The sequence below is a fragment of the Microcoleus sp. S13_B4 genome (assembly GCF_036700885.1).
Classification (GTDB): domain Bacteria; phylum Cyanobacteriota; class Cyanobacteriia; order Cyanobacteriales; family Microcoleaceae; genus Microcoleus.
The window spans coordinates 56,568-72,362 of the sequence record NZ_JAUBPU010000009.1; the positions used below are offsets into that span (position 1 = coordinate 56,568).

General features: G+C 45.7%; 13 protein-coding genes. 5 read left to right on the forward strand and 8 right to left on the reverse strand.

Going from position 1 to position 15,795, the window contains the following annotated elements:
* The first annotated feature begins 312 nt into the window (after positions 1–312).
* On the forward strand, positions 313–2,628 hold the full coding sequence (locus QT994_RS07945) for a cation:proton antiporter domain-containing protein (protein ID WP_333173207.1): 2,316 nt from the start codon (positions 313–315) through the stop codon (positions 2,626–2,628).
* A gap of 240 nt (positions 2,629–2,868) precedes the next feature.
* Here the strand turns inward: QT994_RS07945 and QT994_RS07950 are convergent, their stop codons facing one another.
* Entirely contained in the window at positions 2,869–3,081 is a 213-nt protein-coding gene (locus QT994_RS07950) for an Hfq-related RNA-binding protein (protein ID WP_333173210.1), read from the reverse strand.
* A gap of 312 nt (positions 3,082–3,393) precedes the next feature.
* On the opposite strand from QT994_RS07950, the gene dapF reads away from it, so the two are divergent.
* Positions 3,394–4,236, forward strand: a complete 843-nt coding sequence (dapF, locus tag QT994_RS07955; protein ID WP_333173211.1) for a diaminopimelate epimerase — start codon at positions 3,394–3,396, stop codon at positions 4,234–4,236.
* Between the two features lie 250 nt (positions 4,237–4,486).
* A complete protein-coding gene (locus QT994_RS07960; protein ID WP_333173214.1) occupies positions 4,487–5,632 on the forward strand; it encodes a hypothetical protein in 1,146 nt (381 codons plus the stop codon).
* 105 nt (positions 5,633–5,737) lie between these two features.
* On the opposite strand, the gene QT994_RS07965 is transcribed toward QT994_RS07960, so the two are convergent.
* Both QT994_RS07965 and QT994_RS07970 read right to left on the reverse strand, forming a co-directional pair.
* Positions 5,738–6,919 (reverse strand): aspartate aminotransferase, encoded by a 1,182-nt coding sequence (locus QT994_RS07965; protein WP_333173217.1) that lies wholly within the window; start codon positions 6,917–6,919, stop codon positions 5,738–5,740.
* A gap of 99 nt (positions 6,920–7,018) precedes the next feature.
* Positions 7,019–8,164: an iron-containing alcohol dehydrogenase family protein gene (locus tag QT994_RS07970; RefSeq protein WP_333173218.1), complete on the reverse strand. Its 1,146-nt coding sequence runs from the start codon at positions 8,162–8,164 to the stop codon at positions 7,019–7,021.
* Positions 8,165–8,367: 203 nt separating this feature from the next.
* Here QT994_RS07970 and QT994_RS07975 point away from each other — a divergent pair, with 203 nt between their 5' ends.
* Entirely contained in the window at positions 8,368–8,835 is a 468-nt protein-coding gene (locus QT994_RS07975) for a DUF29 domain-containing protein (RefSeq protein ID WP_333173221.1), read from the forward strand.
* A 115-nt stretch (positions 8,836–8,950) separates the two neighbouring features.
* Here the strand turns inward: QT994_RS07975 and QT994_RS07980 are convergent, their stop codons facing one another.
* The 4 genes from QT994_RS07980 to QT994_RS07995 form a co-directional block, all read right to left on the reverse strand.
* Positions 8,951–9,235 carry a peptidase gene (locus QT994_RS07980; protein WP_333066063.1) on the reverse strand — a complete coding sequence of 95 codons (285 nt, stop codon included), beginning with the start codon at positions 9,233–9,235 and terminating at the stop codon, positions 8,951–8,953.
* Positions 9,236–9,454: 219 nt separating this feature from the next.
* Entirely contained in the window at positions 9,455–9,886 is a 432-nt protein-coding gene (locus QT994_RS07985) for a hypothetical protein (protein ID WP_333173223.1), read from the reverse strand.
* 619 nt (positions 9,887–10,505) lie between these two features.
* Complete coding sequence (locus QT994_RS07990) at positions 10,506–10,850, reverse strand: DUF2281 domain-containing protein (protein WP_333173225.1); 345 nt, start codon at positions 10,848–10,850, stop codon at positions 10,506–10,508.
* Positions 10,851–10,955: 105 nt separating this feature from the next.
* The gene (locus QT994_RS07995; protein ID WP_333173227.1) at positions 10,956–13,070 is read right to left on the reverse strand and encodes a WD40 domain-containing protein; all 2,115 of its coding nucleotides are present in this window, start codon (positions 13,068–13,070) and stop codon (positions 10,956–10,958) included.
* Positions 13,071–13,379: 309 nt separating this feature from the next.
* Here QT994_RS07995 and QT994_RS08000 point away from each other — a divergent pair, with 309 nt between their 5' ends.
* Positions 13,380–14,024 carry a peptidase M15 gene (locus tag QT994_RS08000; RefSeq protein ID WP_333173228.1) on the forward strand — a complete coding sequence of 215 codons (645 nt, stop codon included), beginning with the start codon at positions 13,380–13,382 and terminating at the stop codon, positions 14,022–14,024.
* On the opposite strand, the gene QT994_RS08005 is transcribed toward QT994_RS08000, so the two are convergent.
* Entirely contained in the window at positions 14,025–15,779 is a 1,755-nt protein-coding gene (locus QT994_RS08005; protein WP_333173231.1) for a DNA repair helicase XPB, read from the reverse strand. It lies immediately after the preceding gene.
* Between the last annotated feature and the right edge of the window lie 16 nt (positions 15,780–15,795).

The window sequence follows — 15,795 nt, forward strand, 5'->3', positions numbered from 1 at the left end:
ATTATAAAATCGCTCAGTCCAAAAAAGTAATCAACACCACTCCACCCAGCCTGCAATTGATTAAAAAAAGTAACTTAATTTAATCTTTCCGCCATCATCGGCTTGAGGTGAAACATTACCCCCAATCAAGCCCCAATGCCTCGATCAACTTGCAAGAGGTTAAGCTTTTGGTGAGGTGTGAAACTCTTTGGTATCAGAAAATACCTCGTTCTCTAGTTGCAGTTGCCTTGGCTCCCCAACTACAGTCAACGACGCAAACATAGTCAACACATTAGAGACTATAATATAACTTTATACTTTTTTCATAAAGTTGTGCAAGAAGACTTCCGACTGATCGTTGACTTAGTTCTAGTTCTCGCTGCTGCCGCAGCAGGAGGACTCTTTGCATCGTTATTGCGACAGCCGGTAATTCTCGGCTATCTCCTGGGAGGGATCGTAGTGGGGCCGGCCGGTTTGGGACTGATTAAAGAATTAATTCAGGTAGACACCCTGGCTGAATTCGGGGTTGCCTTTCTGTTGTTTGCCTTGGGAGTGGAATTTTCCTTCGCCGAACTCCAGAAAGTTAAAGCGATTAGTTTGGGCGGGGGGGGCTTGCAAATTGTGCTGACGATCGCCATTACTACTGCAATTTCCTTGGCTGTAGGCTGGGTAGAATCGCCCGCTCAAGGCGTGTTTTTAGGAGCGATTCTGTCGCTTTCTTCGACAGCAGTTGTACTCAAGTGCTTGATGGAACGCAATGAAGGCGGTACTTCCCACGGTCAAGTGATGCTGGGAATATTAGTAGTTCAAGATTTGGCTTTGGGGCTAATGTTAGCAGTTTTGCCGGCACTCAATCAGCCAGCAGAAGCGATCGGCATGACGGTAGCGTGGGCCCTGCTGCGGATCGGGTTATTTGCTGCGGGTGCTGTACTCGCGGGCATTTGGATCGTACCGCAGTTGCTACGCTACCTGGCTAAAACAGAAAGCCGGGAACTGTTTTTACTGGGAGTTGTGGTTTTGGCTTTAGGGATTGCACTGCTGACAGAATATTTGGGTTTTTCGATCGAGATGGGCGCATTTGTGGCGGGTTTGATGATTTCAGAGGTTGAATATGCCGACCAAACTCTCACTTATGTCGAGCCTTTGCGAGATATTTTTGCATCCTTATTTTTTGTCACCATCGGAATGTTAATTGACCCGATGTTTTTGTGGAACCATCTAGAATTAATTCTGGGACTGGTATTTCTAGTATTTGTCGGCAAATGTTTGATTATAGCGCCGATCGTCAGACTATTTGGCTATCCGCTAAAAACAGCATTAATCACAGGTTTGGGCTTAGCTCAAATAGGAGAATTCTCCTTTGTACTCGCTAGTTCCGGCCAAGTTATGGGGCTGGTTTCGCGGAACGTTTACCTATTAATTTTAGGAACGACAGCAGTCACCCTCGTCCTGACTCCCTTTGTATTGAGAAGCGTGCCACAGTTATTGAAATGGGCGGAAAATTTCGGGCCTTTGCAGCGCTATTTTGACGAAACATCTCAACCTGTGGCAATAGCTGAAACTTTGCCGGAACAAAATTATGTTGTGGTTTGCGGCTACGGGCGAGTCGGTAGAATTTTAGTCAAAATGCTGCAAAGCCGCAACTGTTCAGTTGTGGTGATCGACGAGTCAGAAAGTAGAATTCAAGAGTGTAGAGTGCAAGGAATTCCTTACATTTACGGGAATGCTGCCAGCTTGCACGTATTGGAAGCCGCCCGGGTGGAACGGGCAAAAGCCATGGCGATCGCCCTTCCCGATCCCATGAGCACTCGCTTGTGTCTGAAGCGGGCTTTAGAATTAGTCCCGGATTTGGATATTGTGGTGTGCGCGAACCAAGATAAAGACATCGAACTGCTTTACCAACTGGGGGCATGGGAAGTCGTGCAGCCCGAGTTTGAAGCCAGTTTAGAACTGTCTTCCCACTTGCTGGCTGGCATGGGACTCTCGGCAATGGCGATCGGGCGGGATGTACAGCAAATTCGCAGCAGCCGCTATCTGGAATTGCGGCCACCGCGCGAACCTTTGGCGATTTCGCGGGATTTGAAAGTGGCGGTTCGAGATATGAACAGCGAGTGGTACAACTTGCCGTTAGGTTCTCCCATCGCCAGTATGACTCTGGAAGAAACTAACTTGCGGCAGTTGACAGGGGTCAGTGTGATGGCGATCGTCCGCAAAGATGGCGAGGAAATTGATTATCCCAACGGCAAGACAGCTTTGCAGTCGGGCGATCGACTTTTTGTAGTGGGAGAACCGGAAGAACTCATCAGTTTTGAGTTGCTGGCGAAGGGGGAAGTTGCAGTGCCGCAGGGCGACAGTTCTTGTCAGTGGCTGAGGCTGCCAGCAAACAGCCCTTGGGCGGGCAAAAAACTGTCAGAGGTAGATTTGCTGACCCAGTACGGGGTGCAGGTGCGGGCCATCCGCCGGGAAGGGAAATTTACTCGCTGGCCAGACGGAACTACGAATTTGCAAGAAGGCGATCGTTTGCTGCTGTGCGGCGGCTTCTACGAGCTCGGCTTGATGCAGCGGACGGCCTCACCACCGATGCCGCAACCAGCTTTAAAGCTGCCTTTGGTCAAGGTCCAAGTCAGCGAAAAGCTGTTTAGCGATTAGGGAAGGAAGAGGGAAGAGGGAAGAGGGAAGAGGGAAGATTTTTCCCCTCTACCAATCTCCCTCTCTTTCCAGGGCTGTTTCATTCGACCTAGGGGCCGTGCCCCCCTGCCGGCCCTCTTGGTCTGATCTGTCGATCGAATCGTCTAGGTCGGGGATAGGCACTCTTGGCACTACCCTACAAAATTCATGTTTTTGGTGAGAATGAAACAGCCCTGCCCCTCTCCCACTCTCCCCGTCTCCTCAGCCGTTGGGTTTGAGATAAGCAATTGCTGGCCGCGAGATCAGAATTTGTGTTTCTGAGGGATCTAGGAGGCAAATGCAGCTATTATCCTGCCAAAAAATTCTGCCAGCTATTAAGTCGCCGGTCAGGAGTTTGATCTCCACCTGTTGTTTGTCTTTGATGTAGCTTTGTATTAAGCGAACGCTGGGCAATCCGGTTTCAAATTCAGACATAGTTCCGAAAAATATAGTCAAATATTACCTTAAACCATATTCTTGTGTTTATACCGTTTAAACCTTACTGCCACAATTCCAAGTGCCTGTACCCGATGACAGAGAAACCCATTGACGGTTACTTTTCTACCGATATTCATTGAGCCATTGACATCAGCATTAATTAGATATCCCTGTAGAGTTATAAAAATTATATTTGTTGATATTTGACTAGAAAGGACTATAAATTGTATAAAGTTTTATAATACTAGGAAATGGGTAATTGGGTCATCAAATTATCTAATCCGTTTTAACCAAAAGAGGTTTGTTTTTATGCCGATCGAGTTTGCGAAGTATCACGGACTGGGAAATGATTTTATTCTGATTGACAACCGCCACTCGTCAGAACCTGCGATCGCGCCAGAACAAGCTGTGGATTTGTGCGATCGACATTTCGGGATTGGCGCAGACGGTGTGATATTTGCTCTTCCGGGTCAAAACGATACTGACTATACGATGCGGATTTTTAACTCCGACGGTTCGGAACCGGAAATGTGCGGCAACGGGATTCGCTGTTTGGCTAAGTTTATCGCGGATTTGGAAGGGTCAGAGGCGAAAACTCAGTACCGCATCCACACTCTGGCGGGTGTGATTACCCCGGAATTGCGATCGGACGGTCAGGTTAAGGTGGATATGGGAGTTCCCCGGCTACTGGCTGCGGAAATTCCGACAACTTTGGCTGCACCGGATGCGAAAGTTATAGATGTGCCGATCGAAGTTGCTGATAAATCTTGGTCTGTTACCTGCGTCAGCATGGGCAATCCTCACTGCATTACTTTTGTAGAGGATGTTGCGGCTGTTGCTTTAGAAAGTGTCGGGCCTATGTTTGAGCACAACCAAGCATTCCCGCAGCGTACCAATACCGAATTTATTCAAGTGATACGTTCAGACTATGTAAAAATGCGGGTGTGGGAAAGAGGCGCGGGTGTTACTCTAGCTTGTGGGACTGGTGCTTGCGCTGCTGTGGTAGCTGGAGTGTTGGTAGGGAAGTGCGATCGGGCAACTGCGGTTGAACTCCCCGGCGGCGTTTTGGAAATCGAATGGGCAGAAGTTTCTGGGCGGATTTACATGACCGGGCCGGCACAGCGAGTATTTACTGGTTGTATTAGTCATTAGTCATCAGTCATCAGTCATTAGTCATTAGTCATTAGTTATTAGTCATCAGTCATTAGTCAGAAATAATTTTTTGTTGAATTAACAAACAATAAAAATTATTGAATTTAAAGTTTTTATTGCATTCTGACCAATGCCTTCCGCCTTCAGAAGTTATTGGCTGCGGACTGAAGAATGAAGACTAATAACTAAGCCTGAAATCTAAAATCTAAAATCTAAAATCTAAAATCTAAAATTAAGTAGGTGGGCTGGCATGGCTGGAGGTATTTATCTGATTCAGGACGACGACAGGCTGGTAGAAATGATGGAACAGCCCTACGACTCGGAAGACCAGTTACAAGACTTGCTAGTAACTTATCCCAATTTGATCGCGGGAGATCAAATCGATCGGGCGACGGCGCGGAGGTGGCTGTTAATTTCGCGGGAAGCAGCAATGCCCAGCGATGAGGAAACTGCGGTACAGTGGTCGCTGGATCATTTGTTTCTCGACCAAAATGCCGTTCCTACTTTGGTGGATGTGCGGCGAACTCCGAATGCCGAACTGCGGCAAAAAGTTTTGGGTCAGTCGATCGACTATGCTGCTAATGCGTTGTTTTACTGGCCGATCGATTCAATTATTGCTCTGTTTGAAGCTAATTGTCGCGATCGGGGTCGCGATCCCGAACAGATTTTTGAAGAGTTTCTCGGTGCGGATGCTAATGAAGAAAGATTTTGGCAGAAGGTTAAAACTAATTTGCAAGCGGGTAAAGTTCGCTTAGTGTTTGTAGCTGACGAGATTTCCGCTGAAATGCGCCGAGTTGTGGAATTTCTCAACGAACAAATGGACCCGGTTGAAGTTTTGGCCCTGGAAATTAAGCAGTATGTAAGTGAAGACGGTTTGAAAACGCTGGTTCCCAGAGTGATCGGTCAGACAGCGGAAGCACAGCAGAAAAAATCCAGCGCAACGCGCGAAAGAAGGCGTTGGGATGAATCTTCATTTTTTGCGGAAATCAAAGCTAGACGAGGCGCGGACGAGGCGCAAATGGCAAGAGCAATTTACCTGTGGGCAAAAAGTCAAGAACCAGAAGTTCAAATCCAGTGGGGAACGGGGGATGCCTACGGCGGTTTCGCCGCCCAATTGCCTCACAGGGGAAGAAAACCCTATCAGTTATTCACTGTAGATATTGCTGGCAGAATGGAGATTTCTGCTCATAATTATGGTTCCCAGCCGCCGTTTAATGGGGAACAAAATTGGCTGGAATTGAGAAGTAAGCTGAGTTCGATCGGTCTGTCGCTGCCTATAGAACCGGGTGAGAGAAGGTCGCCGAGTCTGGCTTTGTTTACTTTACAAGATGAATCGGCCCTCAACCAAGTTATGCAAACTTTTGACTGGGTGATTCAGCAAATTAAAACGTTATAGTCAGTTGTCAGTTGTCAGTTGAGAATTGGTTATTATCACCAACAAATAACCAATAACAACTAACAACCCAAAAATAACCAATAACTACTGACTAATGACTAATGACTAATATCGAATATTTGCTTGTTTCATTCGCCGCAATGCTTCTCCCAGTCGATCGCAATCTGCAATTAAACTAATTCTCACATATCCTTCGCCACCCGGCCCAAAAGCATTGCCAGGAGTCACCACAACACCCGTTTGCTGCAAAACATTGAGGGCAAAATCAGTCGAACTCATGCCGCGAGTGCAGGGAACCCAAAGATACATTGCAGCCAGAGGTTTAGGAATATTCCACCCTAACTCTGCCAATCCTTCCACCATGAAATCACGCCGAGTCCTGTAACGATTCTGCACTTCGTGCAAGTAACTGTCCGGCAATTGCAGTGCTGTTTCTGCTGCTGTTTGCAAAGCGGAAAATATACCGTAATCTAGGTTAGTTTTTAATGTCCGCAAACCTTGAATAATTTTGCTATTTCCTACTACAAAACCGACGCGCCAGCCGGCCATATTGTAGGTTTTGGACATCGTGTGAAATTCGACACCGATTTCTTTACCGCCGGGAATTTCTAATAAACTTGTCGGTTGATAGCCGTCAAAGGCTAATTCGGCATAACACAAGTCGTGAACCAGCAAGATTTGATGTTTGTGTGCGAAAGCAACAATATCTTTGTAAAATTCGCGGGGTGCAGTTGCTCCAGTCGGATTGCTGGGATAATTGAAATAGAGTATTTTGGCTTGTTCGGCTACGCTGTCGGGAATGTCGGCTAAGTCAATTACCCAGTCGTTTTCTGGTTTGAGGATGATGTTGTGAACTTTTGCACCGGCAATGATTGGCCCCCGAAATAATACGGGATAAGCAGGACTTGGTACTAATATTAAGTCGCCGGGATTGATATAGGCGATCGCAAAATGTGCTAAACCTTCTTTAGAACCCAACAAAGGCAATGCTTCGCTTTCTGGATCGAGTTCAACGTTGTAGCGGCGGCTGTACCATTTAGTAATAGTACGGCGGAAACTGGCAGTTCCTTCAAAGGGTGGATAGCCGTGATTGGCAGAATTTTGGATGGCTGCGACAGCCGCTTCTACTACTGGTTGAGGAGTCGCCCCGTCGGGGTTTCCCATTCCTAAGTCTATTAAATCGAGTCCTTGTTCGCGGGCGCGGGCTTTGAGTTCGTCGAGACGGGCAAATACGTAGGGCGGTAGTTTTTGCAACCTGTCAGCAGGGCTAATCCAATCCAAGGTCATTTATTTTGTGTCAGTTGTCAGTTTTCCTGGTTTGTAGTAAGGACTTTCGTCCTTGCTAGCACAGCCTTTTCAGGACTTTAGTCCTTACTACAAACTGTTTTAATTCTTAATCTTTAATTCTCCCACAGGTGCGGTGGTAGAAACCATCGCTGCCATTAATTGTTGGGGAACGACTTTAAAAGGCAGTCTGTGGATGTCGGAATTGGGATTGCAGGCTATGTCAGCGGCGCGCTGCAATTCTGCTATGGTAATGTCTCCGAGTCCGAGGTTTTCTAAAGTTTGGGGCAATCCAATCTCGGCGTAGAATTTTAGCAGTTGCTGTCTGGCGCTAGCGGCGAGTTGATTGTTTTGCAGCATTTCTTCTAGTCGCAGTTGTACTAAAATGCCGTAGGCGACTTTTTCGCCGTGCAATGTGCCGTGACTTGCTAATAGATGAGTTAGGCCGTTGTGGACGGCGTGGGCGGCGACGGTGCGACATTGGGCACCGCCAATTCCGCCGATTACTCCTGCTAGCAATACGGCGGCATCTGTGACTTCTTGCCAGGTTTCGCTACCGGGTTCTTTGAGGGCGGCGGCGGATTTTTGGAATAATATATCGCGCAGTATTCTAGCTTGTTGGACGGCGGAAATTATCAGGGTTTGTTCGGAGTGTCCGCTGCTGACTGATGCTTCGTACCATTTGGCGATCGCATCTCCAATTCCTGCTACTAATGTCCGCTGTGGTGCGGTTTGAATTAAGCCGTAGTCGAGTATTAATAAATCGGGACATCTGGCTAATGTGACATCGTATTGGAATGCACCTTGTTCTGAATAAATGTTAGAAAGGGCTGTCCAAGCGGCACAGGTGGCTGCTGAGGTGGGTATTGTGACGATCGGGATTTTGCACTGATGGGCGACGAGTTTGGCTGCGTCTAAGGCTTTGCCGCCGCCGACACCGATGATGAAGTCGGCTTGATGGGTTTGGACGGCTTCGCGGAGGGTTTCGAGGCTGATTTCGCTGCAATCCTTGCCATATGCTGTTTCGGCGGATTTTAACTGCTGCTGTTCGAGGATTGGTTGCAGGTACGGTTGGGCGGCGGCGAGGGAGTTGCTGCCGCCGACGATTAGCGGCCGCTTTCCGAAACGGGCGATCACATCTCCGGCTTGTGCGATGGCCGATCGACCCCGCAATACACAGGCGGGAGCAATTGTCAAGGAATAAATTGCAGTTGGGGTGGCGGTTTTAGTGCTTTGGGTTTGAGTCATCGAACCACTGGATAAGTGACGAGAAGGTTGACGCTTTGCAGGATTGCTGGATTTTATAGGATAACTCTAACCCATGTTGGGCGATCGGGTAAGTTTTGTAAAGTTTTTATTAAGTATTGTGCGGGGTTGGGGCCTGGGAGGGGAGAGTTGAGGGCGATCGCTATGATAAATTTAGGAATATAGGCAATTTAAAGGATAGGGCAATGCTGACTAAACAAGATTGGGACTGGTTAGCAGTGTGTTCTCATTATCAAACGGCTGTCACAGTCCAGACACTTCTCAAAGAAGGAAAATCTATGGAAGCAACGGCAGGTTTAGAATCTTTAATTGAAGCAATGGGAAGAACCGAAAAACGAGCATTAAAAAGCCAGTTAATTCGTTTAATGCTTCATATTATTAAATGGAAAAATCAACCTGAAAAACGAACGGCTAGCTGGGCTATTAGTATTCGTTCGGCGCGGCGAGAGATAGAAGAAAGTCAAGAAGAAATGCCGAGTTTAAATCGTGATTTTATTGAGTCTATCTGGGAGAAATGTTTTAAAGTTGCGCTGAAAGATGCCCAGGATGAAATGGGTAAAAAATGTCAATTAACCTCACTTGCGTGGTCAGAAGTTTTTGAAGATGAATATACTTTGTCGGATGGCGCTTTAGAAGAGGGAAATTTTGAGTAATATTACATTCGGCTTAAATACCCCTCTATATCTTAGTGTGCTATCTTATAGTCTGCGGATGTCGAGTTTGTTTGTGTAGGATCGGTCTCAACCGCCAATCCCCTTAACTTTAGTTTTAATCGTTGGAGGTGGGCTGCTTTTTCCTGCCAAACAAACCAGACATACTTAAACCCGTCACTAACAAGCCTATCATTCCCAATCCGTTCAAAATCGGGTAAATTGCTTGCAGGTGAAAGATTTCGCCTGTATGAATTTTTAACAAAAATCTAGATGAAATTTCTATACCGAGCGGCCACTCTCGGACAATGGTTATGACCATTCCAGTCAAGACAGTCAGCGCGATCGGCAAAGCAACAATAAGGCCTAGAATGCGGTGGTATTTGCGAAATGCTCTCTTCATAGTGGTTGAAATTTTTGGAATACTTAGGTTATATAAGGAGCGAGCGTTGAGTGCTTGTTTCTGAGTAACTGCGATCGCATAATTCTCACAGGACTTACGCACTCCGAGGCACAGAAACCGGATATTTTAACTTTTCTTCAAGGTTTGAACCAATTACAAGAGTTAAAAAATTCGGTTTCTGCGTCTCAGACTGTAGAATCAAGCACTCACCACTGAAATTTAAGACTTAGGAATGCTACTGATAGTCTTTTCCAGCGACTGCAATTGAGTCAGCACTTGGTCTTTACTGGGCTTAGACTTTTTGAGGTCGGCCATTACTTTGTCTGTAGTCTCTTCAACTGCATCGTAGCTTTTAGGAGCTTTAGCTTTGATACCGTCTTCTACTTTCTTCCAGGCATTCTCAAATTTGTTAAATTCGGTTTTGGCTTTGGCAAAGTTTCCAGCCTGAACTGCTGCTTTGGTACTGGACACCACACCACTCAATTCTGCATAGTTTCCCTGCGATGCTGGTTTCTCAGTTTTTACAGCAGTAGCAGCAGGAACTGGGGCGGATGAAGTTTGCGGAGTGGAAGCTTCCTTAGCGCTGTCGCAACCAGCCAAAGCTATAAGGCTGATGGCGCTAAGGACAACGATTTGATTAAAACGGGCCATGAACAATCCTCACATAGATTTATACTAAAATCTATTGTGTCACAAAAAAATCCGATCCGTGGGAATAAATCAACATCCTGCGGGATAGTAAATTTTGAAGCTGGAAGTGGGCTGATAGTTCGGTAAGTTTGGTAGGTTTGGGTTGAGGGAGGAAACGCCACTAGATAATGGTTTGCCACTGTTGACCTGAATCCAGTGCAACCCAAACTATGGACTAGCCTCTGGTGTGTTTTATGTTCAGAAAGCTAATTCGGGCGATCGACATTCCTAGTTTTATGGAGGATAATCAACACAGATAATTAAGCTTATTACTAATTCTTGCACAACCGTTTCAGAAACTTTTCCGATACATCTGACAAATCGCTCAGTAGTTACACTCCGCACCTGCAAAACCTTCCCTGCTGAGTCTGCGTTTCAACAGTTTTCTTCTGTTAGCTGAATCAGAATCATAAAAGGGCGACTTTAAAATTTAGGTGGCAATTTAGCCACAGGAATTATAATCCGCGTGGGGATAAAACTAAACATTTCCGAACTAATCACAACCGCAGGACGTGTTTTCTAAATTTCTTGTCCTCGGGTTGGATAAAGTTGTACCAGCCAAACCTCTCCTCGTTTTGAGTTAACAGTGATACTCAGTCTCCCAGTCTTCGCGATCGAGTACCGAAAACTCGGTTAATTCAGGATATGTCAAAAAATCTTCTTCGGCTGTAGCAGGTATAAATGGTGCTAGTATTTTATGACGTTCTGCTATTGGCAGGCTAGCAATTTCTCTAAGTGATAGCTTGAGAGTAGGTGCGGTTGTTGACGAACTGTTAGACTCAGAACTTTCGCTGGGTAACTGCTTTTTTTGATCAGCTTTTTGCACGAGGAATTGTGCAAAGTCGAGCACTTCTTGTTGTTTCTCCCTTGGCAACTGTCGCAGATTATCTAACACTGCTTGCTCAAAATTAATTGTTTCTGACATTTCAATTACTTTCCCTAAGCGTTTATCGGTTTATTTCTCACGCAGTCAAGTTTTGTAGTTCCCTGTTTGCAAATCCTGCCCTAATTTTTATCTTTCCCTCTTACTTCACCCCTCACACCGCCAAATCTTGATACTCCCATCATTACTGCCACTAACCAGAGTGTTTCCATCCGGGCTAAAACTGACCGAATTAACCTGGGCTGAATGCCCTGTGAGAGTGTGAATTTCCTGTGTTTTCAGATTCCAAAGCTTGATAGTGTTGTCTCCACTACCACTAGCAATAATTTGTCCATCCGGGCTGATGACAACGGAAAAAACCGACTGTGAATGCCCCGTGAGAGTGTGAGTTAGCTCTCCGGTTTTCAGAGGCCAAAGCTTGATATTGTTGTCTCCACCACCACTAGCAATAAATTGTCCATCCGGGCTGATGACAACGGAAAAAACCGACTGTGAATGGCCTGTGAGAGTGCGAAATCCCTGTCTGGTTTTCAGATTCCAAACCTTGATAGTATTGTCATAACTGCCACTAACCAGAGTGTTTCCATCCGGGCTGATAGCGACAGACCAAAGCGAGTATGAATGTCCAGTGAGAGTGCGAATTTCCTGCCCGTTTTTCAGATTCCACAGTTTGATACTATTGTCTTGACTGCCACTAGCAAGAGTTTCTCCATCTGGACTAAAAGCAAGAGACCGAATTAAACTTGAGTGACCCTTGAGAGTGGTAATCTCTTGTCCAGTTTCTAGATTCCACAGCTTAATTGTTCTGTCATAACTTCCAGTAGCTAAAATTTTTCCATGAGGGTTAATACCAACGCAATAAACCGCAACTGAATGCCCAGAGAAAGTACGAATTACCTCTCCTGTATGCAAATTCCAAAGTTTGCTGCAATTTCCACTGCTGTTACTAGCAAAAGTCTTGCCATCTGGACTAATAACTACGCAATCAACAGATGGCATACCTACGCCATTAATAGTTTTTACACATTTGAAGGAGTGAGTTTTTCTAAGGATTTTTTCTTCTATTTGTTGTGGGCTTTTTACTTCACATTTGGCAGCTTCTTCTATTTGTTGTTGGCGTTTTGCTTCAGCTTTGGCAGCCTCTTGAGATTGACGTTCCGCTTCTACTTGCTCAATCAGCTTTTTCAACTCCTGTTCATACTGTTCTCCCTGTCGCCGCTGAATATCCTGAAGAATATCAAAATAAGGTTTTACCCACTCTTCTGCTAATCCATATTCAGCCAATTCATCCTTTAAATTAAATAACAAAGGTTCATAGCCAGGGTCAATATTGAGATAATACAAATCTGCCAAAAATCCAGCCAGTAACTTGTGAATCGCTACAATCAACTGCCGAATCATGCGGAGGGCTTTTTTCTCACTTACCCCAGATGCTAAAAGTGCATCTTTTGCCTCTTCCCAGTCAAAAACTTTGGTAGAAAACAGGGAGACTTCCTGATTACTCAGGAATCCCCAAAAGCCGACGCGAAAAGTTACTGCATAGTCGCTGATATCGCTATATAAAATTGTAGTCGGAACCGGAGATAAAATTCGCTGCAAGCGTTCCACATCAATATCACCGATAGACTCATTGAAATAGTCGCTATAAAACTTAACTGGGCGTAACACATCCTGTTGAGGATAATGCTGTCTAAGAAAATCTCCCACACTTCTCATCTCAATTGGCAAATCTTCACAGAAGGTTTCCGGGCATTGCTTGCTAATTTTGGGCGGTGATAGTAAGATTAAGAGGCGATGTTGCTGCTGAAGTAAAATCTGCTTAGTTTCCTCTCGATTTAACTTAGAGAACCAAGTATCTTTATCCCAAATTGTTTGAATTTCAGCCAGCTTGACCTGAATATCCTTTGCTTGCAATTCCCGCATCAAATCCCGCTGCAAGGCTGCCAGCTTCACTCTATCCTGCTGTTCCTGTTCCTGCAACTCAATGCGACGTGCCGTTTGTGCTACTGTTAGCTTTAACAATTCCCGGTTTCTGGTGTCTTTCGCCTTCGCGTATTCCAGCATTTCTTGACAATAACGCTGTTTTGCTCGCTCTATCTCAGTCGAATCAGATGAGTTATTGGGAGCGGGAATCAGAATATCTCGGTACTTTTGAGAGTTATTGCCGAAGGCTTCTCCTAGTTTGTAGCCGATATCTCTGGCGATGGGTGAGAGCACTCCTGAGATGTAGGGAGCGATAGCGAGGATTGCGTTTGCGAACATAAATGTGGGTGAGGATGCGGTTATTAATAGTGTAGCAGGATGTTAGGAGGTATAATTCGGATGGTTGTCAGACATTCTGCACTTGTTGCTTTTTAGATTGAATTTCATCATTGATACTCCTGGACGCAGAAACCAGGTTTTTTACGGAAATACTGCATAACAATATTTTTAGACTTTATCATGTAATATAACGCATCTGCGGTACAATTAGCAGTTAGCTGGCTTCGCTTTTGGCTGCAACAATGCTTCTAAATTATCTGCCAGTGTTTAACATTAAGCTATTCACCTCTAATTGCTGTAGTTCAATCTATGAGAAAGCCACAAACTGTTAAAGCTTTGGAAGAGCTAGGACGGGTTCAACTCTCTAAGAGTTTTTTCATGCGTGAGTTTCTTTATTCAGAAATCTCTCAAATTGAAGGTATCCCTAACATTCCTAGCGATCCTGATTTGGCGATCGCAGCAGGAAAGAATTTGTGTGAGAGGGTGCTTGAACCAATTCAAGATGCGCTTGGTCGGATTAGTATCCGCTCAGCCTATCGTTCTTGTGCGGTGAACGCCAAAGGAGCAGAGAATAAAAATCAGTACAACTGTGCCAGTAATGAGGCCAACTATGCAGAACATATCTGGGACGTAAAAGATTCAGATGGGTATATGGGAGCAACAGTATGTATTGTTGTTACATCATTCATCCCTTACTACGATCGCACTCAAGATTGGACAGCATTGGCATGGTGGATACATGACCACATTGATGCTTATGCAGAAATGACCTTTTTCCCCACGTATGCAGCGTTCAACATTAGGTGGAGCGATAATCCTAATGTTTCAAAAGTAATTTATAGCTACGTAAAAAAACCGCACACTGGTAAGAACAGCGGGTATCTGACAAAGGAGGGGATGGATAATTTCTTAGGTTTGCATGAGCAGTTTTACCAAGAATTTATCGATCGCTGACTAAACATCTTTTTGAACTTCTATGCGATAGTTGTAGCCCTGTTCGGTGAGGAATAGTTGGCGGTGTCGGGCAAAATCTTCCTCGCAAGTTTGTAGCGATACTAATGTATAAAAGCTGGCATTGTGTCCGTCGGGTTTGGGGCGGAGAATTCGTCCGAGGCGCTGCGCTTCTTCTTGGCGAGAACCATACTTTCCCGATACTTGAATTAACACATCGGCATCGGGTAAATCGACGGCAAAATTGCCCACGCGAGATAGAATTAATCCGGGAATCTCTTTGTGACGGAATGCTTCGTATAACCGATCGCGATCTGCCTGTTTTGTCTTCCCCGTAATCAGAGGCAATTCGGTAATTTTGGCGATCGCATCCAACTGTTCGAGATACTCACCAATAATTAAAATACGGTGTCCCGCCTCCTTTTGCAACAAACCTTGCACCACATCCAACTTACCCGGATTTTCCGCAGCAATCCGAAACTGGCTGCGGCGGGGCGCTAGGGCATATTCCATTTTTTCCGCCTCATTTTGAGCAACCCGGATTTCCGTACAATTCGCAGTGGCAATAAATCCCTGTCCTTCCAATTCGCGCCAAGGTACGTCATAGCGCTTGGGCCCAATCAACGTGAATACATCGCCTTCCTTCCCGTCTTCGCGAATCAATGTCGCAGTTAAACCTAACCTGCGTCGTGCTTGTAATTCAGCGGTGATCCGAAATATCGGTGCAGGTAATAGATGGACTTCATCATAAATAATCAGTCCCCACGATTCGGCGTTAAACAACTCGAAATGCGGGAATTCATCATCTTTATTCGATCGATAACTTAGCATTTGGTAAGTCGATAGGGTGACAGCAGCCGTCTGTTTGGTGACACTGCTGTACTCAGCGATCGCATCCTCAGTTAAACTCGTTTTGTCTAATATTTCCCTGCGCCACTGGTGCACTGAAGTCAAACTGCTGGTGAGGATGAGTGTCTTTTGCTTTACCAAACTCATCGCTAACATCCCGACTATGGTTTTACCAGCCCCGCACGGTAGGACGATCGTGCCACTTCCACCTTTTACCTGCCCGTCCTGATAGAATGCCTCTGCTGCTTCTTGTTGATAAGCACGCAACTTAAAGGGCAAGTCCCCTAAAGTACGATCGCGCAAAGAAATCCCTAATTCGGCACCCTCCACATATCCAGCCAAATCTTCTGCCGGATAGCCCACCGCTAGTAAAGCTTGCTTGAGTACGCCGCGATTCCCGGCATCGACTTGAAAGCAAAGATCCGAGATGCGCTTGCCCAACATTGGTTTGACGCGATCGTCCCGTACCAGCAATTCCGCTAGGGGAAAATCGGCAATTCGCAGTTGTAAATCGGGGCTAGCCGCATCGATTCTTTCAATTAGAGTTAATCCATACCGCGCCCCCAACAGTTCAATTTCCTGCGCTACAGACTCAGGAATGGCATACTTGGCATACTTTCGCAAAGCTGCGATCGCCTCTTCAACTGGCATTCCCGCCGCCCGCGCATTCCATACACTGAGGGGCGTGATGCGATAGGTGTGGATGTGTTCGGGACTTTTGATTAATTCGGCAAAGGGGGCGATCGCTTCTCGCGCCTGTTGTGCTGTGGGAGCATGAACTTCTAGTAAGATCGATCGATCGCTTTGCACGATCAAAGCATTTTCGGGAACATAATTCATAGGTTGTTGCGATCGCAGATAAAAGGCAGATAAAAGGCAGATAATTTTAATTGGTTGTATAGAACCCATTTGGTATCTTAGTATT

Bases quoted from the DNA above. Each gene is read 5' to 3' on its own strand.
- dapF (WP_333173211.1), top strand. From the start codon at position 3,394: ATGCCGATCGAGTTTGCGAAGTATCACGGACTGGGAAATGATTTTATT.
- QT994_RS07975 (WP_333173221.1), top strand. From the start codon at position 8,368: ATGCTGACTAAACAAGATTGGGACTGGTTAGCAGTGTGTTCTCATTAT.
- QT994_RS07990 (WP_333173225.1), bottom strand. From the start codon at position 10,850: ATGTCAGAAACAATTAATTTTGAGCAAGCAGTGTTAGATAATCTGCGA.
- QT994_RS07995 (WP_333173227.1), bottom strand. From the start codon at position 13,070: ATGTTCGCAAACGCAATCCTCGCTATCGCTCCCTACATCTCAGGAGTG.
- QT994_RS07970 (WP_333173218.1), bottom strand. From the start codon at position 8,164: ATGACTCAAACCCAAAGCACTAAAACCGCCACCCCAACTGCAATTTAT.
- QT994_RS08005 (WP_333173231.1), bottom strand. From the start codon at position 15,779: ATGGGTTCTATACAACCAATTAAAATTATCTGCCTTTTATCTGCCTTT.
- QT994_RS07965 (WP_333173217.1), bottom strand. From the start codon at position 6,919: ATGACCTTGGATTGGATTAGCCCTGCTGACAGGTTGCAAAAACTACCG.
- QT994_RS07980 (WP_333066063.1), bottom strand. From the start codon at position 9,235: ATGAAGAGAGCATTTCGCAAATACCACCGCATTCTAGGCCTTATTGTT.
- QT994_RS07960 (WP_333173214.1), top strand. From the start codon at position 4,487: ATGGCTGGAGGTATTTATCTGATTCAGGACGACGACAGGCTGGTAGAA.
- QT994_RS07950 (WP_333173210.1), bottom strand. From the start codon at position 3,081: ATGTCTGAATTTGAAACCGGATTGCCCAGCGTTCGCTTAATACAAAGC.
- QT994_RS08000 (WP_333173228.1), top strand. From the start codon at position 13,380: ATGAGAAAGCCACAAACTGTTAAAGCTTTGGAAGAGCTAGGACGGGTT.
- QT994_RS07985 (WP_333173223.1), bottom strand. From the start codon at position 9,886: ATGGCCCGTTTTAATCAAATCGTTGTCCTTAGCGCCATCAGCCTTATA.